20 protein-coding genes are annotated in these 26,234 nt (G+C 73.8%); 17 read left to right on the forward strand and 3 right to left on the reverse strand.

Going from position 1 to position 26,234, the window contains the following annotated elements; genetic code table 11:
- Positions 1-311: 311 nt before the first annotated feature.
- A complete protein-coding gene (locus tag ACFC51_RS18075; protein WP_376529545.1) occupies positions 312-1,655 on the reverse strand; it encodes a hydrolytic protein in 1,344 nt (447 codons plus the stop codon).
- A 231-nt stretch (positions 1,656-1,886) separates the two neighbouring features.
- Here ACFC51_RS18075 and ACFC51_RS18080 point away from each other — a divergent pair, with 231 nt between their 5' ends.
- The 4 genes from ACFC51_RS18080 to ACFC51_RS18095 all read left to right on the forward strand — a co-directional run bounded on the left by ACFC51_RS18080 (position 1,887) and on the right by ACFC51_RS18095 (position 8,760).
- Positions 1,887-2,576: a response regulator transcription factor gene (locus ACFC51_RS18080; RefSeq protein WP_376529672.1), complete on the forward strand. Its 690-nt coding sequence runs from the start codon at positions 1,887-1,889 to the stop codon at positions 2,574-2,576.
- A 192-nt stretch (positions 2,577-2,768) separates the two neighbouring features.
- Complete coding sequence (locus ACFC51_RS18085) at positions 2,769-5,942, forward strand: hypothetical protein (RefSeq protein ID WP_376529547.1); 3,174 nt, start codon at positions 2,769-2,771, stop codon at positions 5,940-5,942.
- Positions 5,939-6,649: a DUF4255 domain-containing protein gene (locus tag ACFC51_RS18090; RefSeq protein ID WP_376377539.1), complete on the forward strand. Its 711-nt coding sequence runs from the start codon at positions 5,939-5,941 to the stop codon at positions 6,647-6,649. The genes ACFC51_RS18085 and ACFC51_RS18090 overlap by 4 nt, the downstream gene beginning before the upstream one ends.
- A 35-nt stretch (positions 6,650-6,684) precedes the next feature.
- The gene (locus ACFC51_RS18095) at positions 6,685-8,760 is read left to right on the forward strand and encodes an AAA family ATPase (RefSeq protein WP_376529674.1); all 2,076 of its coding nucleotides are present in this window, start codon (positions 6,685-6,687) and stop codon (positions 8,758-8,760) included.
- Between the two features lie 68 nt (positions 8,761-8,828).
- Here ACFC51_RS18095 and ACFC51_RS18100 read toward each other — a convergent pair whose 3' ends face one another.
- Positions 8,829-10,856 (reverse strand): DUF4157 domain-containing protein, encoded by a 2,028-nt coding sequence (locus ACFC51_RS18100; protein WP_376377541.1) that lies wholly within the window; start codon positions 10,854-10,856, stop codon positions 8,829-8,831.
- A gap of 247 nt (positions 10,857-11,103) precedes the next feature.
- On the opposite strand from ACFC51_RS18100, the gene ACFC51_RS18105 reads away from it, so the two are divergent.
- From ACFC51_RS18105 to ACFC51_RS18165, 13 genes are all read left to right on the forward strand, one after another.
- Positions 11,104-12,663: a phage tail sheath family protein gene (locus tag ACFC51_RS18105; protein ID WP_376377543.1), complete on the forward strand. Its 1,560-nt coding sequence runs from the start codon at positions 11,104-11,106 to the stop codon at positions 12,661-12,663.
- Positions 12,664-12,713: 50 nt separating this feature from the next.
- Entirely contained in the window at positions 12,714-13,154 is a 441-nt protein-coding gene (locus ACFC51_RS18110) for a phage tail protein (RefSeq protein WP_376377545.1), read from the forward strand.
- Positions 13,151-13,651, forward strand: a complete 501-nt coding sequence (locus tag ACFC51_RS18115) for a hypothetical protein (protein ID WP_376377547.1) — start codon at positions 13,151-13,153, stop codon at positions 13,649-13,651. Before ACFC51_RS18110 ends, ACFC51_RS18115 begins: the two co-directional genes overlap by 4 nt.
- Entirely contained in the window at positions 13,648-13,806 is a 159-nt protein-coding gene (locus tag ACFC51_RS18120; RefSeq protein ID WP_164992666.1) for a DUF6760 family protein, read from the forward strand. The genes ACFC51_RS18115 and ACFC51_RS18120 overlap by 4 nt, the downstream gene beginning before the upstream one ends.
- A gap of 2,452 nt (positions 13,807-16,258) precedes the next feature.
- Positions 16,259-16,669 carry a hypothetical protein gene (locus tag ACFC51_RS18125; RefSeq protein WP_376377549.1) on the forward strand — a complete coding sequence of 137 codons (411 nt, stop codon included), beginning with the start codon at positions 16,259-16,261 and terminating at the stop codon, positions 16,667-16,669.
- 60 nt (positions 16,670-16,729) lie between these two features.
- A complete protein-coding gene (locus ACFC51_RS18130) occupies positions 16,730-17,155 on the forward strand; it encodes a phage tail protein (protein ID WP_376377551.1) in 426 nt (141 codons plus the stop codon).
- A 67-nt stretch (positions 17,156-17,222) separates the two neighbouring features.
- Positions 17,223-17,942 carry a LysM peptidoglycan-binding domain-containing protein gene (locus ACFC51_RS18135; protein WP_376377553.1) on the forward strand — a complete coding sequence of 240 codons (720 nt, stop codon included), beginning with the start codon at positions 17,223-17,225 and terminating at the stop codon, positions 17,940-17,942.
- A complete protein-coding gene (locus tag ACFC51_RS18140; protein ID WP_376529550.1) occupies positions 17,939-19,768 on the forward strand; it encodes a VgrG-related protein in 1,830 nt (609 codons plus the stop codon). Before ACFC51_RS18135 ends, ACFC51_RS18140 begins: the two co-directional genes overlap by 4 nt.
- Before the next feature lie 41 nt (positions 19,769-19,809).
- On the forward strand, positions 19,810-20,148 hold the full coding sequence (locus ACFC51_RS18145; RefSeq protein ID WP_376377557.1) for a PAAR domain-containing protein: 339 nt from the start codon (positions 19,810-19,812) through the stop codon (positions 20,146-20,148).
- Entirely contained in the window at positions 20,148-20,570 is a 423-nt protein-coding gene (locus tag ACFC51_RS18150; protein WP_376529553.1) for a GPW/gp25 family protein, read from the forward strand. Before ACFC51_RS18145 ends, ACFC51_RS18150 begins: the two co-directional genes overlap by 1 nt.
- A complete protein-coding gene (locus tag ACFC51_RS18155; protein WP_376529676.1) occupies positions 20,570-22,531 on the forward strand; it encodes a putative baseplate assembly protein in 1,962 nt (653 codons plus the stop codon). The genes ACFC51_RS18150 and ACFC51_RS18155 overlap by 1 nt, the downstream gene beginning before the upstream one ends.
- Positions 22,528-23,091, forward strand: a complete 564-nt coding sequence (locus ACFC51_RS18160; RefSeq protein ID WP_376377560.1) for a phage tail protein — start codon at positions 22,528-22,530, stop codon at positions 23,089-23,091. The genes ACFC51_RS18155 and ACFC51_RS18160 overlap by 4 nt, the downstream gene beginning before the upstream one ends.
- An 859-nt stretch (positions 23,092-23,950) precedes the next feature.
- Positions 23,951-24,529, forward strand: coding sequence for a zinc ribbon domain-containing protein (locus ACFC51_RS18165; RefSeq protein WP_376529555.1), 579 nt, complete (start codon positions 23,951-23,953; stop codon positions 24,527-24,529).
- Between the two features lie 80 nt (positions 24,530-24,609).
- Here ACFC51_RS18165 and ACFC51_RS18170 read toward each other — a convergent pair whose 3' ends face one another.
- Positions 24,610-26,001, reverse strand: a complete 1,392-nt coding sequence (locus ACFC51_RS18170; RefSeq protein ID WP_376377564.1) for a uracil-xanthine permease family protein — start codon at positions 25,999-26,001, stop codon at positions 24,610-24,612.
- Between the last annotated feature and the right edge of the window lie 233 nt (positions 26,002-26,234).

Genomic DNA, 26,234 nt, shown 5'->3' on the forward strand with positions numbered 1-26,234 from the left:
CCGCCGCTCCCCGCGTGCGACGGACGGCCATCTCATCGAGGTCGGTCAGGGAACCGTTGCGGGGAATCCCCGCCGATCGGCCCGGGGTTCCGGCCGAGAGCGCTGTCAGGGCCTTCCGGCCGGCGGTTTCCCGGCGTACCGCGACACGCCCGGGTCCGGCGAGCGTGGAGCATCGCCGGCCAGGGCGGTGCGGCGTATGTGACTGATGCCAGTTTTCAGACCAGGGTTGTCGCTTTCTGGACGGAATCACTGGCCTTTCTTTACAGAGTTGTCGGCGCCCATAAAAAATGATCGGAGGGCTGACGTCCGTTTCATTGCTCGGTGCGGGTGAGTACACCGCTCACGTTCAGAACCTCGTGGCACCCCTGCGCCCTGCGGCCGGTGGCCGGAGTCCCCGGCTCGGAACAGGTCACTTCGATGGTCACGGTGTCGTTCGCGGGGATCCTGATGGGGGTGACCCAGTGGTAGTCCTGATTGCGGAAGGTCTCCAGGGCGATCGTGGTGATCTTGCGGTCGCCGAAGCTGATCGTCATCACCCCTTCGTCCCCCTGGAAGTTGGCGACAACGATGTCCGTGACGCCGAAGACGCTCTTCTCGGGCACCTTGTAGGTACCGGTCTCGGTCTGCCCGCCGGAGGTCTTCAGGTCGATGGTCGCCGAACTCTGCTGACCGCCCTCGGCCGACGTGCCGTCACCTCCTCCTGGACCCTGCCCTTGGCCCTGCCCCTGCCCCTGGCCCGCGCCCGGGCCGGTGGGCGAGGTGCTCGCGCCGCCGGAACCGCTGCCCGGTGTCCCGCTCTCGCCGCCCTGTTCTCCGGCGGGCGCGGGGCGCGGCTGGACCACCTCGGTGGCCGCCTCCTTCGCGGCGCTGCGCACCGCCGGACGGACCAGCGCGAACCAGGCGAGCAGCAGCGCGAGCAGTACGGCGAGCACGGCGAGCAGCCACTTGGGGAAGACGGGGATCTGGACGAACTCCGCGTCCAGGGACGACCGGCCGGCGCTCTCGTCGGCACCGGACTCGTCCTGCTCACCGGTCTCGGCGGTGGTCAGCGTGAACGGCCACACCACCGGGGAGCCGAACCACACGGGCTTGCCCGTCCGGACCCGCAACCCGACCTCGGCCGACTCGCCGGGCTCCAGCGCCGGCGCGGCCGGGTTGAAGGCGAACGTCAGCTCCTCGCCCGCCTGATCGGGAGTGAAGCCCACCGTCACCGGAGTGTTGCCCTCGTTGCGTACCGCCAGCCGGTAGCGGCCGCGCAGCCAGCCGCGGCGACGGCGCGGCCGCACCTCGGTGCGCAGTTCGTGGAACTCCTCCACGTGCACGGTGGTCTCGGGAACCCGCACCGCGTCGGGATGCTCGGCCGGCAGGACCCGCACCGCGAGGGGCATCTCGCCGGCCCGGATCTCCGGCGAGCGCGGCGGATCCAGACGGATCGTCACCGTCTCGGAGGTGCCGGGGTAGAGGGAGACCCGCGCGGGTTCCACGGTGGTCCAGGATGCACAGTCCCCGACGACCTCGAGGCTGTAGGCCTCGACGATGTCGCTGTCGTTGCGGACCGTCAGACCGGTCGTGGCGGTACTGCCCGGGGTCACTGTCACGACCGGGATGTCGAGTCCGGGCGCACCGGGACCGGGAGAGGCTGGAGAAGGCGTCACAGCACCACGCTAGAGACGCCCGTACGGGTGCGCCGAGGGGCGCGAGGGCAACTCCCGGGCAGTCGTGGTGCCCGCGACGCCACCGCCGGCCCGGCCGTGGAAGTGGGTGGCTGATGTCACTCGACGGCTCCCGTGCGCCGCCTTCCGGTGTTCGTCCCGCCCTTGCGATCCTCCCCCTGAACTCATGAACAGGTAACCCTCATGTCCTGCGCAGAGGAGAACAACCCCTCCATGCCTGCCTCCCCGTCCCATGTGCCCGCCGCCGGTTCCGGGCACCGGGCCCCACCCACCGGAGCGCCGGAGCGGGTGACCGTGGCCGTCTACGCCGCCGACCCCATCCTCCGTGTCGGCGTCGTCCAGCAGTTACGCCAGCGCCCGGAGGTCCATCTGCTGGCCGAGGCCGACGCGGAGACCGCCCAGGTGTCGCTGGTGGTCGCGGACCACGTCGAGGACGACGTCGCCGCCCTGTTGCACCGGCTCCGCCTCAACTCCGCCACCCGCGTCGCGCTCGTGGTCGCCACCCTCGGCTCCGGCGCGCTGCAACGTGTCATCGAGTGCGGCGTCCCGGCGGTGCTGCGGCGCGCCGACGCCGACCAGAACCGGCTCGTCCAGCTGGTCCTCGCGACGGCCAACGGCGAGGGGGTGCTTCCGGGCGACCTGCTCGGCAAGCTGCTCTCCCACGTCGGGAGCCTCCAGCGCTCGGCGCTGGATCCGCAGGGCCTGTCCCTGTCCACGCTGACCAGACGGGAGGCGGACATGCTGCGGCTGGTGTCGGAGGGACTGGACACCGCCGAGATAGCCCGCAAGACCGCGTACTCCGAACGGACCGTGAAGAACGTCCTGCACGAGATCACCAACCGCCTCCAACTGCGCAACCGGGCCCATGCGGTGGGCTACGCACTGCGGAACGGGCTCATCTGACGACAGCCGGGTACTCCTGCGCTGCCCGAAAGCACACCGGTCCCTTCCCCCGGGTACGGCCCCGCCGCCCTGCCGCGCCGTGCGCGGCCGTCGCAGGGTGGCAGGGGCACATCCACGTGCCGCGCGGAACGCGAGGGGGACTCCATGGGAACCGCTGGCCGAGGCGGGCGGTACCGCCCCGGGAGACTCGGCATGTCGTTGCTGCTGCTGGTCCCGCTGCTCGGGGTGACGGCGGCCTCCGGGCCCGGCGCCGCCGAGTCCGCACCGCAGGCCGCGGCCGCGGACCCCACGGACACCCGGATCGCGTACGCCGGCACCCGGCACCGCAGTCTCGGCAAGGTGGCCACCACGACCTCCAGCACCCCGCTGTTCGGCGAGGGCGCGGCCCACCAGGACGTCCAGCCGTCCGCCCTCGGCGACCGGATGGTCTTCGCGAGCCTGCGCGACGAGGCGACCCCGCAGATCTACCTCCGGTCCGCCGACGGTTCGGTACGACGGCTGACCAGCGGCATGGACGCCGCGCACCCCCGGCTGGCCCCGGACGGCGCCTCCGTGGTGTTCGACGCGGCCGGGTCCGGCGGTCCGGGGAACCGGACGCAGCGCGACCTGTGGCAGGTGCGCACCGACGGCACAGGGTTGACCCGGCTGACCGACACCCCCGCGGACGAGGAGGGCCCGACCGTCTCGCCCGACGGGCAGCGGCTGGCGTACGCGAGTGACGGCGACGCGGCGGCCGGGCAGCAGATCTACGTACGGCCCCTGAGCGGCGGCGCCGCCACCCGCGTCACCTCCCCCGGGAACGGGACGGCCGGCGAACCGGCGTGGAACCCCGTGGACGACGACGAGAACCGGGACTGGATCGCGTACACCGCCACGACCACCGTCGACGGCCTGAGCGTGCCCCGGCTTCGGGTGACGAACGCGAACGGCACCGGTGACGAGCCGCTCCTCGGGGGCGATCGGGCGCAGTGGCGTGCCCACGGGGCAGCGTGGCTGCCCGACGGGGACCAGGTGCTGTTCCTGAGCCCCGAGATCACGTGCGAGTGCGAGGGCGACTGGGACCATGTGTTCAAGGCGACCGCCCACGACGCCGGCCAGGTCCCCCCGCTCGTGCTGAACGAGGACCGGGAGGTCTCCTCGGTCACCTGGTCCGGTCCGCTCGACGGCGGCTATGCAGTGGTCGAGCGCACCTCGGCGCCGGCCCCCGACGAGGAGCACTCCGGCGCGCACGTGGTGACGCTCCAGGACATCCGGGCGGACGGGACCGACCCCCGCGACCTGGGGCTGCCGATCCTCGACGAGGACCCGGCGGCCGACACCAACACCGATCCCGCCAAGGACCCGCTGTTCGAGCCCGAGGCCGGGTACGACCCGTGGACCGAGCGGCAGAACTACACACCCGACGGCCGCCGCATCGTGCTGACCCGCTTCGAGGACGGCTCCCAGGGCCGGATCGAGCGGATCTGGACCGCCGACGCCGACGGGACGAACGCCCGGCCCATGCCGCTCGCGGGACGCGGCGAGACGGACCGGGACACCGATCCGGCCTTCTCTCCGGACGGCACGTACCTCGCCTTCACCCGGACTTCACCGGGCGGCGTCGGCGGGCCCAGCCACATCCTCGTCGCGGACGCGGCCACCGGAGAGATCACCGGGCGGATCACCCCTCCGGCCGGGCAGCAGACGGGCGGTGACGCCCAGCCCACCTGGTCCTCCGACGGCACCACTCTCGCGTTCACCCGCAACACGGTGATCGACGGCAACGGCGGCAACAAGCACATCTGGACCGTGCCCGTCGACCGTCTGGACCAGCAGAGCGACCTGAGCATCCGGAACTGCCCCGGCGCCTGCGAGGTCATCGACGACAGCCCGGCGTTCTCGCCGGACGGCACCACCGTCGCCTTCAACCGCAAGAGCGGCGGCGGCCAGATCGACCAGGGCGGCGGCATCCTGCTCACCTCCCTCACGGGCGGCGACTGCCGGGTGCTGACACCCGCGACGGCCGTCGACCTGCCCGGGGCCTGCGGCCGGCAGCTGCCGGACCCTCCGGCCACCGGCCCGTTCCAGCCGCGTGACGCCGCCTGGACGGCCGACGGCGAGAGCCTGGTGATCAGCTCGCGGGCCGAGGCGGCGGTCAACAGCCCCGAGAAGCTGGGCGTGCTGGACGTCGACTCCGGCGACCTCACCCCGCTCACCGGTACGCTCCCGGGCCGGCAGAAGGAGCCCAGCGTCCAGCAGTCGGTCGACCTCGCCGTCGACGCACCCGGCACCACCCCCGAGGTCACGGTCGGCACGTCCACCACCGTCCGGGTCGGCCTGGTGAACAACGGCCCCGCCGCTTCCCCGGGCACCACCCTGACCATCGCCCCGCCGGCCGGCGTCCAGGTCACCGAGGTGACCCACCCCGGCGGCACCTGTGACGCCGCCACCCTCCAGTGCGACGTCGGCGTGGTGGGGCCGGGCACCACCGTCACGGTGGACGTCACCCTCACGGGCCTCACCATCGGTGACCAGCCCGTCGGCTGGTCGGTCACCGGCACCGTCATCGATCCGGAGCCCAGCGACAACGCCGGCCGGACCGTGGTCCCGGTGGGCGAGGCGGAACCGACCCCGACCCCGACCCCGCCCACCCCGACCCCGCCCACCCCGGACCCACCGTCGCCCACCCCGGACCCGCCGGTCCCGACGCCCACCGTGCCTCCCGAGCCGCCCGCACCCGACGCCGGACCCGGCGTGCGGGTCACCGCCCAGCCCGACCCGGGCTACGTCGGCGGACGCGTCGTGGTGACCTACACCGTCCGCAACGGCCGCAACGCGCTCGCCACCGGGCTGCGGCTGCGCATCGGCCTGCCCCGGGGCATCCCGGACAACGGGCGGCCGCCCGGCTGCGACAGCTCGTGGGTGTGCGCGCTGCCTGACCTGAAGCCCCGCGCGAGCACCGTCGTACGGGTCGTCCTCAGCCCGGACAAGGCGATGACCGGCCGTGTCACGGGTGAGCTCACCACGACCGGCACCGACGCCGACAGGGGCGACAACACCGCACGGCAGCGGCTGCGCATTCTCCAGCCGCGTATCGTCGCGGTGCCGGACATCGGCAAGCCCGGCTTCGTCACCTCCGTGCGCGGCAAGGACTTCCCTCCGGGAGTGCCGGTGCGGTTCAGCTGGAAGCCGGGGATCACCGCGGCGGCGGCGCCGACCGTGCCCCTCCCGGACGGCACCTTCATCGGACAGCTGCTCATCCTCGCCAAGGACCAGACCGGACCGCGCGTCATCACCGCCAAGGGCCGCGGGTTCTCGCCGGTGACGACCGACTTCCTGGTGGTCAGCGGCACCTTCCAGCCACCGGGTGAGGTGACCCGCCGGTGATCCACGAAGTCGACGAGGGCCTGCGCCGGCTGCTCGGCGAGTCCGGTCTGGACTCGGCGGGCGTCGAGTTGGCCTTCGACGCCCCCACCCGCGACTGGGCGGCGCGCCGCAGCGCCCCCACCGTCTGCGTCTTCCTCTACGACATCCGGGAGGACGCCACCCGGCGCGGGAGCGGCGCCGGGGAGGTCCACGACGCCGACGGGCATCTGGTGGCGCGGCGCACCCCGCCGCGCTGGTTCGAGCTGACGTACCTCGTCACGGCGTGGGCGAGCCGGCCGCAGGACGAACACCGGCTGCTCTCACAGGCGCTGGAGACCCTGGTCGGTGCCGACACCCTGCCCGCCCGTCTGCTCACCGGCACGCTCGCCGACCTCGGTCTGACGGTGGGACTGGACGCCGGCGGGGTCGGGCTCGACGCTCCCGCCGCCGCCGACGTGTGGTCGGCGCTCGGCGGTGAGCTGAAAGCGTCCTTCCAGATCCGGGCGAGGGCGCCGCTCGCCGGTGTGACCAGGGTGACGGCGCCGCCGGTCACCGAGGGTCTCGTCGTGCGCACCGCCTCCAGGAGCGAGGGCGCCCAGGCGACGCCGGGCCGCCGCCTGCGCTACACGGAGGCCACCGACCCGGGCCCGGACGGCGGCCTCGCGGGGCCGCGCGAACGGGGCCCCGTTCCCGCCCGCCGCCGCCACCGAGGAGACCGCCAGCCGTGACGCACACCGTCGAACCCGTCGCCGTCGCCGACCCGGTGTCCGTCGACGCCGGATCCGTGGCCACCGGCGTGGATCCCCTGTGGGACAGGCTTCGGCTGGTCGAGGACCGGGTGCGGCACGCCGTCGCCGTCCGGCGCGCCGCCGACCCCGACCCCGACGACCCGTACCGCGGCCAGTACCTCACCCCCGACGCCGTCGCCCGCATCCTGGACGAGCCGGGCGGACTCGGCGTGCCCGGCTACGAGCCGTGGCAGCCGGCCGCCGGTTCCGTGCTCGACGGACTCGCCCGGCGGTTCGGCCTGTCCGCGCTGGACCTGGACCTGCTCCTGGTCGCGGTGGCACCGGACCTCGACGCACGGTTCGAGCGGCTCTACGGGTTCCTCAACGACGACCTGACCCGGCGTCGGCCCACGGTCGGGCTGGCCCTGGAGCTGTGCGGGCTGGCCGGGGCGGCGTCCGCCCGGTTCCGGCTCGCCCCCGGAGCACCGCTGATCGAGGGCGGTCTGCTGGAGGTCACCGAGGCCGAACGGCCGCCGCTGTCCAGGGTGCTGGCCGTCCCCGACCGTGTCACCGGACACCTGCTGGGCAGCGCCCGGCCCGACGCCAGACTCGCCGGGGTGCTCGGTGAGGCCCGTGAGGACCCGACCGCCGAGTCGGCGGTGGTCCGGCGGACGGCGGCCGCGGCCGGCACCGGTGCCGGCCTCGTCCATGTACGCAGCCGAGGTGGTGACGCGGCGGGGCTGGCCACCGCCGCCCTGGACGCGGCCGGCCTGCGCCCGCTCGTCCTGGACGCCGTGGCGCTCGCCCGCCGCCCGGGCGACGTACCCGAACTCGCCAGGATCGCCGCTCTCGAAGCCCGTCTGACCGGCGCCGGAGTCGTCCTCGGCCCCTTGGAGGCACTACCCGCGGAACCCGCCGAACGGGCCCGTACGCTCGGGGCGTTGTGCGCGGCGTTGCGGGGCATCCCGCTGTTCACGCACGGCACCGGCGGCTGGGTTCCGGAGTGGGCCGCCGACACCCCCGTGGTCCTGACCGTGCCGGCGCCCTCGCCCGAACGGCAGGCCGCACGCTGGCGGTACGCCCTCGACGATGCCGCAGGCGAGGGCATGGCGATCGGAGACGTGGCGGCGCTCGCCGAGGCCGTGGCCGCACACCGCCTGGACTCCGGGCAGTTGCGCCGTGCCGCCGATGTGGCGGTGCGCACGGCCGCCCTCGCCGGCCACCCGGTCCACCCCGAAGACCTGCGCACCGCCGTACGCGCCCAGAACGGCGCGGGGCTCGACCGGCTCGCCCGCCGGGTGGAGCCGGGCGTCGGCTGGGACGACCTGGTGCTGCCTCCCACCACGGAGCGGCGGCTGCGCGAACTCGCGCTGCGCGCCCGTCACCGCGAGCAGGTGCTCGGGCAGTGGGGGATGCGGCCCGGCGGCGGCCGGGGGCGCGGGGTGATCGCGCTGTTCGCCGGCGGGTCGGGCACCGGCAAGACCATGTCCGCCGAGGTCGTCGCCGCCGACCTGGGCATGGACCTGTACGTGGTGGACCTGTCCACGGTCGTGGACAAGTACATCGGGGAGACCGAGAAGAACCTGGAGCGGATCTTCACCGAGGCCTCTGCGGTCAACGCGGTGCTGCTCTTCGACGAGGCCGACGCGATCTTCGGCAAGCGCTCGGAGGTGAAGGGCGCGCACGACCGGCACGCCAACATGGAGTCGGCGTACCTGCTGCAGCGCATGGAGTCGTTCGACGGCATCGCGGTGCTGACCACCAACCTGCGGGCCAACCTGGACGAGGCGTTCACCCGGCGCCTCGATGTGGTGGCCGACTTCCCGGTGCCCGACTCGGGCCAGCGGCTCGCCCTGTGGGAGCGCTGCCTGGGCGACCGCCTGCCCCGTGCCGACGACCTGGACCTCACTTTCTGCGCGGACCGGTTCGAACTGGCCGGCGGCTCCATCCGCGCCTGCGCGGTGACCGCGGCCTACCTGGCGGCGGAGTCCACCGGCCCGCTCACCATGAGGCAACTGGTGACGGCGGTCGCGCAGGAGTACCGCAAACTGGGGCGGCTGGTGCTGGAGTCCGAGTTCGGGACGCATCTGGCGGAGGCCGCCCGGGCGTGAGGACGGAGGGGCGGGCCGCCGTGCCCGCCCCGTGCACCGGTCCTGGGGAGCGCTGCGGCCCGAGACCCCTACTCCTGGAGATCCTTGATGAGCTGGTTCTTGGCGGCGGCGCTGCCATCGGGCTGGTTGAGCGGATGGCCCGCGGAGCGTTCCTCGACCACCACGTGAGGGACCCCGTTGTCGACGGTGACCGGTACTCGGTTGCTGGCACGCGGGTGGAAGTGCCGAAGGTCACCGGTGGATGCGCCGGTCGCGTCCAGCACGGGGGAGGAGTGGTCGTTCTCCGTCCCTTTCTTCCGCACCCCCAGCTGCTGCCTTCCTGCGGTCAGCCGCGTGTTCAGGGCCGTGAGCAGGTCGGCGACGTCGACGCCGACGCCCTTGGTGGTCACCGCACCGCCCTTCCGGGCGGCCTCCGCGGCCCCGCGGTTCAGTGTCGTCTGCGCGGCGCTCTCCTGCAGCCACGTGAGCAGACCGGCCGCTTCCTCGTCGGTGAGGACAGCCATCGCGACATCCTGCGGGCTCACCTTCAGCATCACATGGAAACGCTGCTTGTCCACATCCCGCTCCGCGCCCTTCGTGATGCGGTGCAGGGCGTACATCGCTTCCTGGAAAACGACCTGCGTGAGCAGTGAGATGACGTTGGGGCGGCCCGTCACCCGCTCGTCGGTGATGCTGTTGGCCGTCGCGCGAGCCGCCTCGAACAGCTGCTTCGCGTTCTTCTCCTGGAAAAGTCCGGCGAAGTCGCCCCTGGTACCGCCCGCCGCCTGTCCGGCCGGCGCCGGGACACTGCCGCCCCGGCCGCGACCGCGCCCCGCCGGGGCGGCGCCCCGCCCGCGTCCGGCGAGGGACCCGCCCCGGCCACGGGCCGCCGGGGCGTCGGCCGGCGCCGGGGCGGCCCCCACCTTGGAGTAGGGGAGGGAGATGTTGGTCTGGATGTTCTGGTTGATGGTGCCCGCCTGCTTGGTCTTCACCTTTCGGCCCGCGGCCTTCGTCTTCAGCGCGTAGCGTGCGTCGGTCCCGCCGACGGACCTGTTGTAGGCGGTGATGACGGTCTCCAGCGGGACCGACTTCCCGGCCACCTTCCTGAACTGGTCGAGGAGACTGCGCCGAGCCGCCAGATGGGCCTCCTGTCCGTACTCCTCGCGCGGCAACGGCCCGTAGATCAACTCGATGCTCGGAACCCCGCGGTCCGTCCCCTCGACCTCCAGCTTGATCACCGGCAGACCCAGCTCCTTCGCGTCCGACTCGGCCAGCACGTCACCGTTCTTGAGGGTGCTGACGGCCTTGCCCTTGCTCTTGGAACCGCTGGCCTGGGTCTCAGGGAAGACCTCTTCGAGCGGGACGGTGATCTCGATCTCCAGCCCCACCCGCTTCGCGTCGTCGATCTGCTGGGGCTGCGGCCGCCCGTCCGCCGGGACCGAGGTGTCCCCCTCCTCGGTCTCGTCCGTCACCATGCGCTGGACCGCGCCCCCATGCGCGTGTCCTGTCGCATGCGCGGACCCCTCCTCCCGCTGGACCGGCGCCGGACCCGACAGCACCCGTCGGGCGTTGGCCTCCGCGGCCTGCTCGAAGCGGTCGGACGGATCGGAGAGCCGCAGGCCCGCGCCCTGGTCGGTGCCGGACACCGGACCTTGCCGCTGCTGGACGACATGGGTGAGCTCATGGGCGAGGGTGTGCTTGTCGCCGCCACCGGCGCCGAGGACGACATGACTGCCGGAGGTGTAGGCGCGGGCCCCGATGGCGCGGGCCGAGCGTGAGGCGCCGGCCCCGGTGTGCAGCCGTACGTCGGAGAAGTCGGTGCCGAACCGGGACTCCATGTCCTGGCGCACCCGCGAGGGGAGGGGTTTGCCGGGGGAATGCAGGACCTCGTCCACTCCGTGGTCCTGCTCGACGACGGGTGCAGGGCGGGCGCGGCGGGCGATCATCGCGGTCACCGCGGCGTTGCCCGCGCCGCGCTGGGCCGCGCGGAGAGCATCCGCGGTGAGGGGCGGCGGTACGTCCGGGGCGCCGGAGGCTTCCTGAGTCTCCTGGCGGGCGGGGCCGCGCGTGGTCTGCCGGTCATCGTGCTGCTCGGCGTGCGCACCGGTCGTCCGCAACGTGTTGCCTCCTCGTCGGCGCAGTACTCCTGCGACCCCAGTCGAGCGCCTGGCGGAGCGGCGCGTCCAGGCCCGTACGGGCAGATCGGGGGGCACGTCCAGGTGGCGGCCGGACGGTTCCCACAGGCAGCGAAAGGCAGCGTTCCTGCCCCTGACCAGGTCCCCGCGTCCCTGCCGTCCCACCCGCCCCCCGCGCAGACTCGACCTGGACACAGGTGAACGACCCGCAGGACGCGAAGGAGCGAGCATGCCGACGTACCTCACCCCGGGCGTGTACGTGGAGGAGGTGCAGTCCGGTGCCCGACCTATCGAAGGGGTCGGCACCGCCGTCGCCGCGTTCGTCGGGTTCGCCGGGAGCGGCCCGTTCCACGCACCGACACTGGTCACCAGCTGGGACCAGTACACCCGGACGTTCGGTGGCTTCACCGAGGGCGCCTACCTGCCCCTCTCGGTCCACGGCTACTTCGCCAACGGCGGCGGCGCCGCGTACATCGTGCGGATCGGCGGCCAGGCCGAGGACGCCTCCGTCCCGTCGGCCGACGGCGGCCGGCATGCGCCCGAGGCGGCCGCGCCGGTGGCGCTCGGCGGCTTCCTCGTCGCCGCCAGGCAGGGCGTGACCGGCGTGTCGGTCGAGGTCGCCGACGTGGACGGCGAGAACCCGCCGGAGGACCGCTTCAAGGTCCTGGTCCGCCAGGGGGACCAGGTCGTGGAGACCTACGAGGCCTCCACCCGCAAGAACGTCAAGGGGTACCTGGTCAGCCAGGCCCGCGCCTCCAAGCTGATCCAGGTCACCGAGCAGCAGGGCGCCCCCCAGGCCAGGCCCGCGGCCCAGACCCTGGCCGTGCCCGACGCCCCGGCCACCGCGCCCGCGCCGGGCGGCTCGGGTGAGGTGGCCCGCCTCGACCCGGCGGAGTACGTCGGCGACGCCTCCGCGCGCACCGGTTTCGGCGGCCTGGAGACCATCGACGAGATCACCATGGTCGCCGTGCCGGACCTGATGAGCGCCCATCAGCGCGGCGACATCGACGCCGAGGGCGTCCGCACCGTGCAGCTCGCGGTGATCTCCCACTGCGAGCAGATGGGCGACCGCGTCGCCGTCCTGGACGCACCGCCCGGCCTGGGCGCCCAGCAGGTGCGCGCCTGGCGCAACGACGAGGCCGGCTACGACTCCCGGTACGCCACCCTCTACTACCCCTGGATCCGCGTCTTCGATCCGGCCACCGGACGCAACACCACCGTTCCGCCGAGCGGCCACGTCGCCGGCGTGTGGGCGCGCAGCGACGGCGAGCGCGGTGTGCACAAGGCACCGGCCAACGAGGTCGTCCGCGGCGCGGTGGACCTGGAGCTCCGGCTCAGCAAGGGCGAGCAGGACCTGCTCAACCCGGTCGGCGTCAACTGCGTACGGGCGTTCCCCGGACGCGGCATCCGCATCTGGGGCGCCCGTACCCTCTCCTCGGACCCGGCCTGGCGCTACCTGAACGTGCGCCGCCTCTTCAACTACCTGGAGGAGTCCATCCTCCTGGGCACCCAGTGGGTGGTCTTCGAGCCGAACGACGACCGGCTGTGGTCCAGCATCCGGCGTAACGTCACCGCGTTCCTCACCGAGGAGTGGCGCAGGGGCGCGCTGTTCGGCCGCACGGCCGAGGAGGCGTTCTACGTCAAGTGCGACCGGGACAACAATCCGCCGGAATCCATCGACCAGGGCCGCGTCATCTGTGAGATCGGCGTCTCGCCGGTCAAGCCCGCCGAGTTCGTGGTGTTCCGGCTGGCCCAGTTCTCCGACAGCACCAGCCTCATCGACGAGTGACCCCGGACCGGAAGAACGAACAGCTCAGCAACGGAAGGTGACGGACAGTCATGGCAACGGGCGATGCTCTTTCCACCCACGTCTTCGGCGTGCAGCTCGGCGGCTACCTGGTCGAGTCGGTCCAGGAGATCAGCGGGCTGACCGTCGAGGAGGAGGTCGTCGAGGTACGTCAGGTCAGCGCGGAGGGCAAGCAGATCATCCGCAAGCAGCCCGGCGCCCGCCAGGCCGGTGAGATCACGATCACCCGGGGGCTCGACCAGAGCGGTGAGTTCACCGACTGGATCAAGGAGACCCTGAACAACGGCGCCGTGAACTCCGCGCGGCAGAACCTCACAATCGAGATCAAGGACAGCGAAGGCAACACGGTCCGCCGTATCCAGCTGATGCAGGGCTGGGCCTCCAAGTGGGAGGGACCCTCCCTGAAGGCGGGCGAGTCGGCCGCGGCCACCGAGTCCGTGACGATCGTGTTCGAAGAGATCATCGTCGAATGAGGCGCCGTACCGTCACGGCGGGCAGTCTGGAGGAGATCCTCCAGGCCACCGCGCCCGCCCCGGCTCCGGAGCAGGCGGCGGCACCCCCGGCCCCCGCCGCCCCGGTGCCGCACCGGGAGGAGAACGCGCTGCGCACCGAGTTCGAGTTCGAGCTGCCGCGCGGCTACGTGGACGAGGCGGGCACGGTGCACCGGCACGGTTCGATGCGCCTGGCCACCGCCCGGGACGAGCTGCGTCCGCAGATCGACCTCAGGGTCAAGGAGAACCCGGCGTACCTGAGCGTGGTGCTGCTGAGTCAGGTGATCACCCGGATCGGCACCGTCACCGATGTGCACGCCGGGGTCGTGGAGCGGATGTACGCCACCGACGTCGCCTTTCTTCAGGACTTCTACCGCCGGGTCAACAGCGAGGGCCACACCAGGGCCGCGGTGACCTGCCCGCACTGCGAGGGCGGCTTCGAGGTCGACCTCTCGGGTGGGCGCCTGGGGGAATCGTGACGTACGCCCTTCCCCGGCTCCGGGAGGAGATCGCGTACATCGCCTATCACTTCCACTGGCAACGCGAGGAGATCCTCGACCTGACCCACGGCGAACGGCAGCAGTGGGTGGCCGAGATAGCCCGTATCAACACCCGCGTGAACGAAGGCGGTTGAGCACATGGGATGGCGCGACAGGCTGCGCCGCCGGGCTGCTGCGCCTGCTGCCCCGGCCCCGGCCCCGGGAGTGCCCGGCACCCCGGGTGCGGCCGTGCCCGGCGCCCCGGCGCCTTCCGTGCCCGGTGACTGGGACGGAGGGTGGCGCCGCACCGCCGCGCCGGAACTCACCGTGTCCCGAGCCCCGCTGGGCGTCAGCGACGGCCTCGCCTTCCGCGCGGGCCTGGCGGCCTGGCAGGACCCGTCGTTCGGCAGCGGCCTCGGGCATGCGCTGCTCCCCGCCGCTCCGGCCGGAGTGGTGCGCGGCGTCGCCCGCCCGGCGGCTCCGAGGGCCGGGCACACCGCCGGGGGGCCGTTGCTTCTGAGAGCACTGCGGCCGGACGGTGCGGAGGGGGGCGCGACGGCTGCCGGCGGGGCACCCGAGGACGCCCTGCGGCCGGTTGCGGGGGAGCCGGAGCCGGGCGCGAAGGGATCACGCCCGGGCCCCTCCGCCGCACGGCCCTCCCGCGCCGGTGACGCCATCCGTGCGGGAAGGACGGGTCGAAGCGTCGCGGTTCCCCGGTCCCGTGGCCTCACGGCCGCGGATTCCCTCGCCGCCTCACCGGCCGCCGTCCAACGGGCCGTCGGGCCGGGCACGGGCCCGGTCGTGACTCCCGCCGGCACCGGCCGTCCGCCGGCCGCCGCCAGGAACCCGCTGGTGCGACGGGTGGCAGTCGTGCCGCTCCCAGCCGGGGGCCGGCCCCCTTCCGTACCGGACCCCGGGCGGGCGTCCGCGGCCCGGAGTGCCTCCGGGCGCCGTACGCCTTCGGACCCGGCGGCCCGACGCGCCGTGACGGAGGCGCCCGGGCCGCACCCGGAGCCATCCCGTACGCCCGGAGCCGAGGGGTCCCACGCGGCGGTCCGGACCAGCCCTGGGCCTCGCCTGACCGTCGCCCGCCGCCCGGCCGGACCCGTGCGCCGTGTCGCGGTGGTGCGGCCCGCGACCCCTCCGGCGCCCCCGCGAGACGCCTCCGGCGCCACCGCCTCACCCGCCGGTACGAGCACGGATCCCCCCGGCACCACGGCAGGTGCCCGCACGGGACCGGACCCTTCCGCCGCCACCGCACCGGCCGGCGCGGGCACGGACCCCTCCGTCCCCGTGCGCCGCGCCGCCACACCCTCGCGCGGTCGCGGTCCTCTCGGCGCCCCGTTGAGTGAACTGCCCTCCACGGCAGTGCCGTTGGTGAGCGGTGCAGTCGAGCGCGGCGCCGGTCCGGCGCCCGGTCCGGCCCTGCCTGTCGTCCAGCGCCAGGCAGGCACACCGGTGCCGGACGACAGCGGCACGAGTACCACCGGGGGAGCGGCATCCGCGGCCCCGGCCCGCGCTCCGCGCCGGACCCCGGCCCCGGACGGCCCGGGCGCCCGCGCGCGCGGTGGCCTGGGAGCACCGCTGACCGAGCTGCCGCCGAGTGCCGGGCTGCCCCGTTCCGCCGCGTCCCCTGCTGCTCGTGCCTCTCGCGCTTCCGCTCCGGGGACGGGCCCGGACGTCCAGCGCGCTCCCGGAGCGGACGCCCCGCTGCTGGGGACGGCCGACGCCCGGCGCAGCCCCGCGGAACACTCCACCATTGGGGGCACCACCAGCATCGGGGCCACTCCCGTGCCCCATGGACACGGGCCTGACACGCCGCTGGTGACGACGTCCCCGGCCGTCGCCCCCGAGCGCCCGGATCCGGCGAACGCCGTAGCCGCGGGAGGAAAGCCGTCCGGTGGGGTGAGCTCGGGCGGGACCGGCCCGGGCGGATCGGGCCCTGACGGGCCGGCCTCCGGCAGCCACCGGGCGGACGGACCACGCTCCGGCGGGCGGCGGCCTGGTCGCCCCGCCGTCCCGGGCCCGGTCGTCGTGGCCAGGGCGGTGTCACCAGGCACCGCCGGCATCCGGTCCACCGGCTCGGCAGACCCGCGCCCCCTCACTCCGAGCGGCTCCGCGGCGCACTCGGCCACGGCGGTTCCCCGCATGCTCCCGCTCCTGGCGGCCCGCCCGCTCACCCCGAGCTCCCGGCTGCCGGACGGGGCGGCACCGCCCGTCGCCGCACGCTCCGGCGGCCGTCCCGTGGTGGCGGCCCGCTGGCCAGGCGCGCCGGCCTCCGCTCGGAGCGACACCGCGCCACCGACCGGAGCTCCCGCACACCGGGCCGGCCGGTCGCCCGTCCTCCCGGTGCCTCCTCCCGGCGGCTCCGGAACACCCGTGCGCCCGCTGTTCGGCCGGCCCGTGCCCCCCGCCACACCGCACGTCCAGCGGGCCGCGACCACGCACGTCGGACCGGAGGGCACGCGGAGCGCACCGGGCCGGGACGCGGGCACGGAGCCGTCCGGCTCCCCGGCCCCGGTTCAGCGGGTCCCGGTCGTGCGACCCGCGCCGCTCCGCCCGGTGACCGCGGGCGCGGCCGGCGCCGCACCCCGGAAACCCCTGCCGGTGACCGCCCCGCAGGCGCCGCCGCTCGCCGACCCTCCGCCGGGCGTCCCGGCACCGGTGGGATCCGTCCCGGGATCCCTTCCCGCGGTCCGGCCGACGACGGTCGTCGCGCCGGGTGCGATCACCCCGGTGCAGCGCGACGTCGCGGCCGACCTGCCCAAGGGCGTACAGGCCGAGGAGGCGCCGGCGCGCGGCCGTCCGCGGTCGTCGTCCGCGCCACCCGCCCCCACCCCGGCCTCCGCCTCGGGCAAGGCGGCCTCCCGCCGCCGGCCCGAGAGCCCCCAGGACGACCCCGGCCTCGACCTCGACGACCTGGCACGCCGTCTGATCGACCCCGTGTCGCGGCTGCTGCGGACCGAGTTGCGGCGCGGTCGGGAACGCACCGGCCGCCCCCACGACGGACGCCGCTGAGGCACGCGATGGACGATGACCGACCGTACGACGAACGATGGACGGGCGAGTGACGGACCGATGACCGACAGCATCTTCGCGACGAGCGTGTTCTTCCGGCTCGCGATCGGCGGCAACGACCTGGGCGCCTTCCACACGTGCTCCGGCATGGGGGCCGAGGTCGAGATGGAGACGTACGCCGAGGGCGGGAACAACGGCTTCGCCTGGCAGCTGCCAGGTCGCGTGAGCTGGACCAACATCACGCTCACCCGGCCCGTCACCGCCGACACGGCGAAGATCGCCCGCTGGCTCGACGAGACGCTGAAGCGGGTGGAGCCCAAGGACGGCGAGATCGTGGCGCTGCAACCGGACCTGACGCCGATCATCAGCTGGCAGGTGTCCGGGATCGTCCCGGTGCGCTGGCAGGGCCCGTCCTTCGACCCCGCCACCTCCCAGGCGGCGGTGGAGACCCTGGAGATCGCCCACCAGGGCCTGCGCCCGTCCTGACCCGGTCCCTCACACACCGTCCCCGACCTGCACACCCCGCAGCCGCCACAGGAAAGGAGGTCCTGCCGTGTCCCCCGCACGTTCCAGCCGGGCCAGGGCCCAGCTGACGCTGAAGGAGCCCCCCACGGCCGTCGGCGCCAAGCCCGGCGGGACCATCGCCCGGCTGAACCTCCAGTTCAACCCCTCCACCCTGGAGCTGGGCAAGAGCACCGAGTGGCGGCGCACCCCGTCCCGGATGGCGGGTCAGTCGTCGCTGCCGGAGTTCGTGGGCAGCGGCCCGCGCACGCTCAGCCTGGAGGTGTTCCTGGACGCCACCGCCACCCACGACGACTCCGTGGAGCTGGCGGTGGAGAAGCTGATGAAGGGGTGCGTGCCGACCCCGGCCAGCCTGGGCCGCAAGAAGCCGGCCAGCCCGTGGGTGCGGTTCGAGTGGGGTACGGCGCGCACGACGTCGTTCGACGGGGTGCTGTCGAGCCTGTCCGTGAGCTACACGCTGTTCGACGTGGACGGCAGACCGCTGCGGGCCACCTGCGCACTGTCCATCGAGGAGGCGAGTGTCGACCCGGCGGGCCAGAACCCGACGTCCGGGTCGCGCACCGCCCGCAGCACGCACACCGTGGTGGCGGGCGACAGCCTGGCCCTGCTGGCCTGGCGGGAGTACGGCGACGCGACGGCCTGGCGGGTCATCGCGGAGGCCAACGACATGGACGACCCGATGGCTCTCGCACCGGGCACCGAACTGGTGCTGCCGGGGCTGCGCGACGCGGGCGCCGAGGAGGACCAGTGAGCACACCCGAGGCGCCGGGCGGCCGGTCGTTCGCGGCCGACCCGGTCATCGAGACACCCGCCGAACTCCCGCGGATCTGGGCCGCCCAGCTGGTGAACTGCGTGGTCGACGAGAACGTGGGCCTGCCGGACTCGGCCGTCCTCACCTTCCGCGACCCCGACCACGAGTTCCTCCAGAAGACCGGCATCACCATCGGGACCCCGCTGAAGGTGTCGGTGGTGACCGTCTCCGGGCAGGCACGCGCGCGGCTGTTCAGCGGCGAGGTGACCGCCCTGGAGCTGGACCGGGACCGCACGGGTTCGTTCACGGTGGTGCGCGCCTACTCCCGGGCGCACCGCCTTCAGCGGGGCCGCAAGGTCGTGGCGTACCGGAACATGACGGCGGCGGCGATCGTCCGCAAGGTGGCCGCCGGGGCCGGGCTGGCCTGCGGAACGGTCGAGGCCGAGCCGGTCACCTACCAGCAGCTGTCGCAGGCCAACGTGTCCGACTGGGACTTCCTGCAGTTCCTCGCGGGCGAGAGCGGCGCGCAGGTGCGGGTCGACGACAAGGGGATGCTGCAGTTCACCAAGCCGCGGAAGGCGTCCGGCGCGCCCGCTCCGTCGACCCCGGCGACCCGCACCCCGATGGTGCTGGAGTACGGGCGCAACCTGCTGGCGCTGCGGGCCTCCCTGTCGGCCGCGGACGGCGCCCAGCAGGTGGAGGTGCGCGGGTGGGACGTCGCCAACAAGCAGCCGCTGGTGGCCCGCAAGGCGTCGGTGGACAGCGACACGGTGGTGCCGGGACTGAGCCCGGCGTTCGCCGCCCGGTTCGGCACGTCGTCGAAACTGACCGTCACGGACACTCCGTACCGCACCCATGCCGAGACGAAGGCGGTCGCGGACGCCACGGCCGCCGAGGTCAGCGCGGGGTTCGCCGAGCTGGAGGCGCTCGTCGAGGGCAACCCCAAGCTGCGGGCGGGCAAACCGGTGGCACTCGGCAACGTCGGGCAGGCGTTCTCCGGGAAGTACACGGCGACGGCGGTGCAGCACGTCCTGGAACCGCACGGCGGATACCGGACGACGGTGTGGGTCAGCGCCAGCCCGGACCGCTCCCTGACGGGCCTGGTGACCGGCGCGAACGCGCCCGGCCGCGGACCCCGTATGCCCGGCCTGGCCATCGGGGTGGTGACCGACGTACGCGAACCCGGCGGCGCCGAGTCCGGCGGCGTGCGGCTGAAGTTCCCCTGGCTGGACGACACCTACGTCACCGACTGGGTGCGCACCGTGCAGTGGGGCGGCAAGGGCGGTGGCGGTGTGTTCAGCCCGGAGGTCAACGACGAGGTCCTGGTCGGCTTCGAACAGGGTCTCCTGGACAGTCCGTACGTCATCGGAGGGCTCTACAACGGCGTGGACAAGCCCTCACCGCACGACGTCCCGCTGGTCGACAGGACCACGGGGAGGGTCAACCGGCGCTCCCTCGTATCCCGTTCGGGGCACCGGGTGGAGCTGCTGGACGCGCGGGCGCCCGGTCGCTCAGGGGTGCGGCTGACGAGCGCCGACGAGCGCCTCGAAGTGTTCCTGGACAACCGGCGTGACCGGATCGAGCTGACCGTCTACGCGGGGAAGGGCCGCCAACGGCCCCTCAGCTCCGTCCTGCTCGACAAGAAGGGCATCACCCTGGACGCGGGGCGCGGCGACGTCAGCGTGTCGGGGCGGAACGTGGACATCCAGGGCCGGGTCGGGGTGAAGATCGGCGGCCGCACGGTGAGCGTCAACGGCGCGTCGAACGTCACCGTCGACGGCGGTCTGCTGGGCGTCCTCAAGGCCAAGCTCATCCGGATCAACTGACCTCCGTCCCCCGACGGTCCCACCACCCCCGAGGAGTCCGCATGCCTGCCGCAGCCCGTACCGGTGATCCCACCAACCACGGCGGCGTGATCGCCCTGCCGGCCGGCCCCGCCGCCCAGGTGGTGCTGCGCGTGCTGATCGGCGGCCGTCCTGCGGCCGTGACCACGGGCCTCCCCGGCCCCCCGGGCAGCGTGCACGCCTGCGTGGTACCCCCGCACCTTGCCCTGGGACCGGGCAACGTGGTCATGCCCGACCCCGCCGCGCCCGCCCGGGGCCAGGTCCTCATCGGCGGGCTGCCGGCCGCGAAGATGCGCGACAGGACCACGTGCGGCGCGATGATCTCCGGTGGTGCCCTGAACGTCCTGATCGGGGGCGTGTGATGAGCGACCGGTTCATCGGCCGAGGCTGGGCGTTCCCGCTGCGGGTCGGGCCGACAGGCGGGATCGGCATGGTCGAGCGTGAGCGCGAGATCGAGGAGGCGATCCGCCTGGTCCTCGGCACCGCGCCCGGCGAGCGGCCCATGCGCCCCGAGTTCGGCTGCGGCATCCACGACTACGTCTTCGCGCCCGGCGACGGTGCCACCGCCGGACGGATCGCCCAGCGGGTGCGCGAGGCCCTGGAGCGGTGGGAACCGCGCATCACGGTGGACGACGTGGTGGTCGCCTTCGACGCCATCGAGGACGGCACCCTCTACATCGACGTGCACTACACCCTGCGTTCCACCAACGACCGGCGCAACCTGGTCTTTCCCTTCTACACGATCCCCTCCGAGGAGGGGGCCGAGGAATGGGGCGCCGCCTGATGGCCCTGCCCTCCCCCAACCTGGACGACCGGCGGTTCCAGCAGCTCGTCGACGAGGCGAAGCGGTACGTGCAGCAGCGTGCCCCGGAGTGGACCGACCACAACGTCTCCGACCCGGGCGTCACCCTGATCGAGACGTTCGCCTACCTCGTGGACCAGCTGCTGTACCGGCTGAACCGGGTTCCCGACAAGAACTACACCGCCTTCCTGGACCTGCTCGGCATCCGCCTGTTCCCGCCGGCCGCGGCCGTGGCCGAGGTCGACTTCTGGCTGTCGGCGCCGCAGCCCGACACCGTGACACTGACCCCGCGCACCGAGGTGGCCACTGCGGGCGGCGAGGCCGAAGAAGCCGTGGTGTTCACCACCACGGACGAACTGTGCATCGTGCCCAGCGAGTTGATCCGCCTGGTGACCGCGTCCCGCGCCGGTGAGCAGACCGACCGGACCGGTGAGCTCACCGAAGGCCGCGACATCCCCGCCTTCCAGGCGGCACCCCAGCCCGGTGACGCGCTGCTGTTCGGCCTGCCGACGGCGGTGCCGCGCTGCGTGGTCGCGGTGAACCTGGACAGCCGCGTGGAGGGCATAGGCGTGGACCCCCGCCAGCCGCCGCTTGTGTGGGAGGCGTGGGACGGAGGCGGCTGGCAGGTGTGCGAGACCGGCGAGGACTCCACCGGAGGCCTGAACCGGCCCGGCGAGGTCATCGTGTACGTACCGGCCGGGCACACCGCGTCGGTGATCGGCGGGACTCGTGCCGGCTGGCTGCGCTGCCGGGTCACCGAGGCGGAGCCGGGCCAGCCGTTCTACTCGGAGTCGCCGACGGTGCGCGAGGCGTCCGTGTTCACCGTGGGCGGCACCATGACCGTCGAGCACGCCGAGACCGAGACCGACGTACCGCTCGGCACTTCGGAGGGCGTAGCCGGGCAGAGGTTCCGGCTCGGCCGCCCGCCGGTCCTCCTCGACCGTGAGCCCCCGGTGGTGGAAGCGTCCTCGGCCGAAGGCTGGCAGCGCTGGGACGTGGTCGAGCACTTCGGCCGCTCGGGCCCGGCCGACCGGCATGTCCAGGTCGACGCCACCACCGGCGAGTTCACCTTCCCGCCGGTGCTGCGCGAACCGGACGGCACCCTGCGGCAGTGCGGCGCCGTGCCGCCCAAGGGCGCCCGGATCCGGGTGGCCCGCTACCGCACCGGCGGCGGCCCCGCGGGCAACGTGGCCCGCGGCGCGATCTCCGTACTGCGCAGCTCCGTCCCCTACGTCGCACGGGTCGTCAACCGGGAGTCGGCCGGCGGCGGCGTCGCCGGCGAGACCCTCGCCAACGCCCGGCTGCGGGCACCGGACGCGCTGCGCATGCAGGAACGGGCCGTCACCGCCAGGGACTACGAGATCATCGCGGGCCAGGCCGCGCCCTCGGTACGCCGGGTCCGCTGCCTGCCCGCCGCCGAAGGAGCGGGCGCCGTACGGGTGCTGGTCGTCCCGGACGCGGTGGCAGACGAGGGGGACGACCGTCTCCGCTTCGAACAGCTCATCCCCTCCGACCAGGTCCTGCGGACCATCACCGCGAGCCTCGACGAACGGCGTCTCATCGGCACCCGCCTGGTGGTCGAGCCGCCGGTCTACCAGGGCGTCACCGTGGTCGCCCGGCTGGCGGCGGCCCCCGCCGACACCGACCGCGTGCGCGAGGCGGCCCTGGCCGCCCTCTTCCGCCACCTCAACCCCCTGGTCGGCGGCCCGGACGGCACCGGATGGCCCTTCGGCCGACCGGCCCAGTACGGCGACGTCTTCGGCGTTCTCCAACGCGCCGCCGGCAACGCCCTCATCGAGGAGATCCTGCTGTTTCCCGCCGACCCGGTCACCGGGCGGCGCGGCGCGCCGACGGACCGCGTCGACGTGGCTGCGGGCGCGCTGGTCTTCTCCTACCAGCACCAGGTGGTCGTCACGGCCCTGGAGCCGGAGGGACGGGGATGAGCCGCGCCGCCGTCCCCGGTCTGCCGAGCCGGTACCCGATCGGCGGGCAACTGCCGGCGCTGTACGCCGACGACGACTTCGCCCAGCGCTTCACCGCGGGACTGGACACCGTCCTCGCCCCGGTGTTCGCGAGCCTCGACAACCTGCCCGCCTACCTCGACCCCCGGGTGGCACCGGCCGACTTCCTGGCCTGGCTGGCGTCCTGGGTGGGCGCCGCCGACGACCCGGCGTGGCCGGTGGAACGGCGCCGCGAGACGGTCGCCCGCGCGATGGAGCTGCACCGCTGGAGCGGCACCCGGCGCGGCCTGGTCGAGGCGCTGCGGCTCGCGCTCGGCGTGCACGCCGAGGTCGTCGGGGACGGCGGCGCCGTGTGGTCGAGCACCCCCGGAGCCGATCTGCCGCCGGAGCCCCCGGCCGAGGTCCTGGTGCGGGTGTGGCCGGCCCACGGGGACGGGGCCGACCCGGCCAGGGTCCATGACGTCGTCAGGGCCATGTGCCCTGTGCACACCGTCTGCCGGGTGGAAGTCCTGCCCGGCCCGCCCACCGACGAAGGGAGGTGACGTCATGCGTGCCTGTCCCGCGTGCGGGGCGTCCAACGGCTCCACGGACGACTTCTGCGGCAACTGCGGGGCGTACCTGGGATGGTCGGACCGTTCGGCGCCCTCGGGTACGTCGTCGGAACCCCCAGCACCCGGTACACCCGCTGAGCCCTCGCCGAGCACGCCGACGGAGCCCCCGGCCTCCGGGACGTCCTCGGGGCGGCCGTCGGGCACGGGCGCACCCGGCCCCGCAGCTTCGGAGCCGCAGACCCCCGGAGCGCCCGCAGAACCCCCGGCCGCACCACACGTCACCCCGCCCGACACCGCCCGACCGGCCACCCCCTCGGTGCCGCCCCCGGCAGGGGAACCGGCATCGCCCCCGGCCACCCCTTCGGCGCCGCCCCCGGCCGGGGAACCGGGGTCCGCCGAGCGCGTCCGTGGCTCGTCGCTGCGCAGCCGGCTGACGGGACGCGGCCGTGGCGAGGTGCACCGGACGGACACGGCACCCGTCGCGGGTTCACGCGGCGACGACAGCGAGGGCTCCGGGACCGTTTCCGGCCAGGGCGGGACGCCGAGCCCCGCCCCCCACCCCGTTCCGACTGCTCCACCTGCCCCGGCCCCTGGGAACGCGCCGGGCCCCCGGCCCCCGGTCACCCCTGCCTCCGGCCCGTCGGCTCCCGCCCCCATCCAGCCTGTCCGCCCCGCGAAGCCGGTGGCGCGCCGTCCGGTCGTACGCCCGGTGGAGGCTCCCGATGAGGTGGCGGGCGCGCCCTGCCCCTCCTGTGGAACCCCCAACCCGCCCGGCCGACGGTTCTGCCGACGGTGCGCGGCCGCGCTCGACCCCGCCGCGAAGCCCGAGCCGCTGCCATGGTGGCGGAGGGTGTGGCCGTTCCACCGCCGGGTGCGGGCAGGTTCGGGCAGGGCGGTGCGGTTCCTGGTGATCCTGGCCGTGGTGCTGGCGCTGTGCGCGGGCGCTCTCCTGCTGCTCCCCGCCGGACGCGCCCTGTTCGAGGACACCCGGGACAAGCTGGGCAAGGCCAGGCCCATCACCCCGGTGAGCATCGAGGCGAGCGCCGCATCGCCCCGGCATCCGGCGAAGAACACCACGGACGGGCTGAGCAACAGCTACTGGGGCGCACCCGCGGAGGGCGACTCCGTGACGTACACCTTCCGCGAGCCGTTCCGCCTGGTCGACCTGATCATCACCAACGGCCCCTCCAAGGATCCGGAGGACTACACCAGCGAGGCACGCGCACTCCGGATCGACCTGGAGGTGACGACGCAGGACGGCGGGCAGCAGCACAAGGAACTGGCCCTCGGCGACAAGCCGGGCCCGCAGACGATCCACACCGCCCTCAGCGACGTGAAGACGGTACGCCTGGTCCTGCGCGAGCCCGTGGAACTGACACCGGGACGTCAACTGGCTCTGGCGGAGGTGGAGTTCTTCCAGCGAGGCTGACCCGGGACCGGCCGGAGGCGACCGGTCCCACGAAGGCCGGCCGCGCTACGGTCCGGGACCCGTGCAGGGGGAGCCTCCGGTCAGGAGGCGTCGGCCGGCGGCTTCTCGTCGTACTGGGACGTGCCCGAGTCCAGCAGGGGTTCCTGGGTCTTCAGGTGGGCGGGGGCGAAGGCCCGCAGCGCGTGGTAGCCGGTGATCACGACGAGGGTGCCGAGGGCGATGCCGCTCAGCTGGAAGTTGTCGGTGATCTTCAGGCTGACCCCGCCGACGCCGATGATGATGCCCGCGGCGGCCGGCACGAGGTTGAGCGGGTTGCGCAGGTCGACCTCGGCGTTGAGCCAGATCTGGGCGCCCAGCAGGCCGATCATGCCGTAGAGGATGACGGTGATCCCGCCCAGCACCCCGCCGGGGATGGCGGCGACGACCGCGCCGAACTTGGGGCAGAGGCCGAAGAGCAGCGCGAAGAACGCGGCGGCCCAGTACGCGGCGGTGGAGTAGACCCGGGTCGCCGCCATCACCCCGATGTTCTCGGAGTACGTGGTGTTCGGCGGTCCGCCCACGGCTGTGGAGAGCATCGACGCCGCGCCGTCGGCGGCGATGGCGGTGCCCAGCTTGTCGTCGAGCGAGTCTCCGGTCATCTCGCCGACGGCCTTGACGTGTCCGGCGTTCTCGGCGATCAGGGCGATGACCACCGGCAGCGCCACCAGGATCGCCGACCATTCGAAGCTCGGGGCGTGGAAGGACGGCAGGCCGATCCAGTCCGCGTCCGCCACGGCCGAGAGGTCCAGCCGCCAGTGGTCCACCGCCTCGGCGCCGCCGGCCGGGGAGTGGATCTTCCCGAAGACCAGGTCGAGCACCCAGGACAGCACGTATCCGAAGACCAGGCCCAGGAAGATCGCGATGCGGGAGAGGAACCCGCGCAGGCAGACCACGGCCAGCCCGGTGAAGAGCATCACCAGCAGGGCCGTCCACTGGTCCTGGGGCCAGTACGTCGACGCGGTGACCGGCGCCAGGTTGAAGCCGATCAGCATGACGACGGCACCGGTCACCACGGGAGGCATCGCGGCGTGGATGATCCGCGCGCCGAAGCGCTGCACCATGAGCCCCACGAGGAACAGCACGGCGCCGACGACCAGGACCGCGCCCGTGACCGTGGCGCTGGTGCCCCCGCTCGCACGGATGACGGCGGCCACACCCACGAAGGAGAGCGAGCACCCCAGGTAGCTGGGGACCCTGCCCTTGGTCGCCAGGAGGAAGATGGCGGTGGCGACACCGGACATCATGATGGCGAGGTTGGGGTCGAGGCCCATCAGGACGGGCGCCACGAAGGACGCGCCGAACATGGCCACCACGTGCTGGGCCCCGAGCCCGAACGTGCGGGGCCAGCTGAGCCGCTCGTCGGGGCGCACCACGGCCCCCGGTGCGGGGGTCTTTCCGTCGCCGTGCAAGGTCCAGCGCACGCCGAGGCCCATGGTCGCTCCCTGATTGGTGTGTGCGGTGCGCCCTGGGGGTCCATCCGCGGAAAAGATCAGAGCCATGGTAGTGCCGGAGGGCGAGGGCCTCGCGCTCGGCCCCGCCGCGAGCGGAATCTGTTGTTCCGACCCTGCCCGTCCGGTCCCCGCTCAGCCTGCCCGCCTGGCCGCTCCGGTCCGGTCCGGCTGTCCGCCCGCCCGCCCGACCGTCTGCTCGCCCGCCCGCCTCTCGC

The organism is Streptomyces sp. NPDC055962 (assembly GCF_042270185.1).
GTDB lineage: Bacteria > Actinomycetota > Actinomycetes > Streptomycetales > Streptomycetaceae > Streptomyces.

What these genes read in the sequence shown, in the direction of transcription:
- ACFC51_RS18080 (WP_376529672.1), top strand. Translation starts at nt 1,887, where the DNA reads ATGCCTGCCTCCCCGTCCCATGTGCCCGCCGCCGGTTCCGGGCACCGG.
- ACFC51_RS18085 (WP_376529547.1), top strand. Translation starts at nt 2,769, where the DNA reads ATGTCGTTGCTGCTGCTGGTCCCGCTGCTCGGGGTGACGGCGGCCTCC.
- ACFC51_RS18105 (WP_376377543.1), top strand. Translation starts at nt 11,104, where the DNA reads ATGCCGACGTACCTCACCCCGGGCGTGTACGTGGAGGAGGTGCAGTCC.
- ACFC51_RS18110 (WP_376377545.1), top strand. Translation starts at nt 12,714, where the DNA reads ATGGCAACGGGCGATGCTCTTTCCACCCACGTCTTCGGCGTGCAGCTC.
- ACFC51_RS18115 (WP_376377547.1), top strand. Translation starts at nt 13,151, where the DNA reads ATGAGGCGCCGTACCGTCACGGCGGGCAGTCTGGAGGAGATCCTCCAG.
- ACFC51_RS18130 (WP_376377551.1), top strand. Translation starts at nt 16,730, where the DNA reads ATGACCGACAGCATCTTCGCGACGAGCGTGTTCTTCCGGCTCGCGATC.
- ACFC51_RS18145 (WP_376377557.1), top strand. Translation starts at nt 19,810, where the DNA reads ATGCCTGCCGCAGCCCGTACCGGTGATCCCACCAACCACGGCGGCGTG.
- ACFC51_RS18150 (WP_376529553.1), top strand. Translation starts at nt 20,148, where the DNA reads ATGAGCGACCGGTTCATCGGCCGAGGCTGGGCGTTCCCGCTGCGGGTC.
- ACFC51_RS18155 (WP_376529676.1), top strand. Translation starts at nt 20,570, where the DNA reads ATGGCCCTGCCCTCCCCCAACCTGGACGACCGGCGGTTCCAGCAGCTC.
- ACFC51_RS18160 (WP_376377560.1), top strand. Translation starts at nt 22,528, where the DNA reads ATGAGCCGCGCCGCCGTCCCCGGTCTGCCGAGCCGGTACCCGATCGGC.
- ACFC51_RS18170 (WP_376377564.1), bottom strand. Translation starts at nt 26,001, where the DNA reads ATGGGCCTCGGCGTGCGCTGGACCTTGCACGGCGACGGAAAGACCCCC.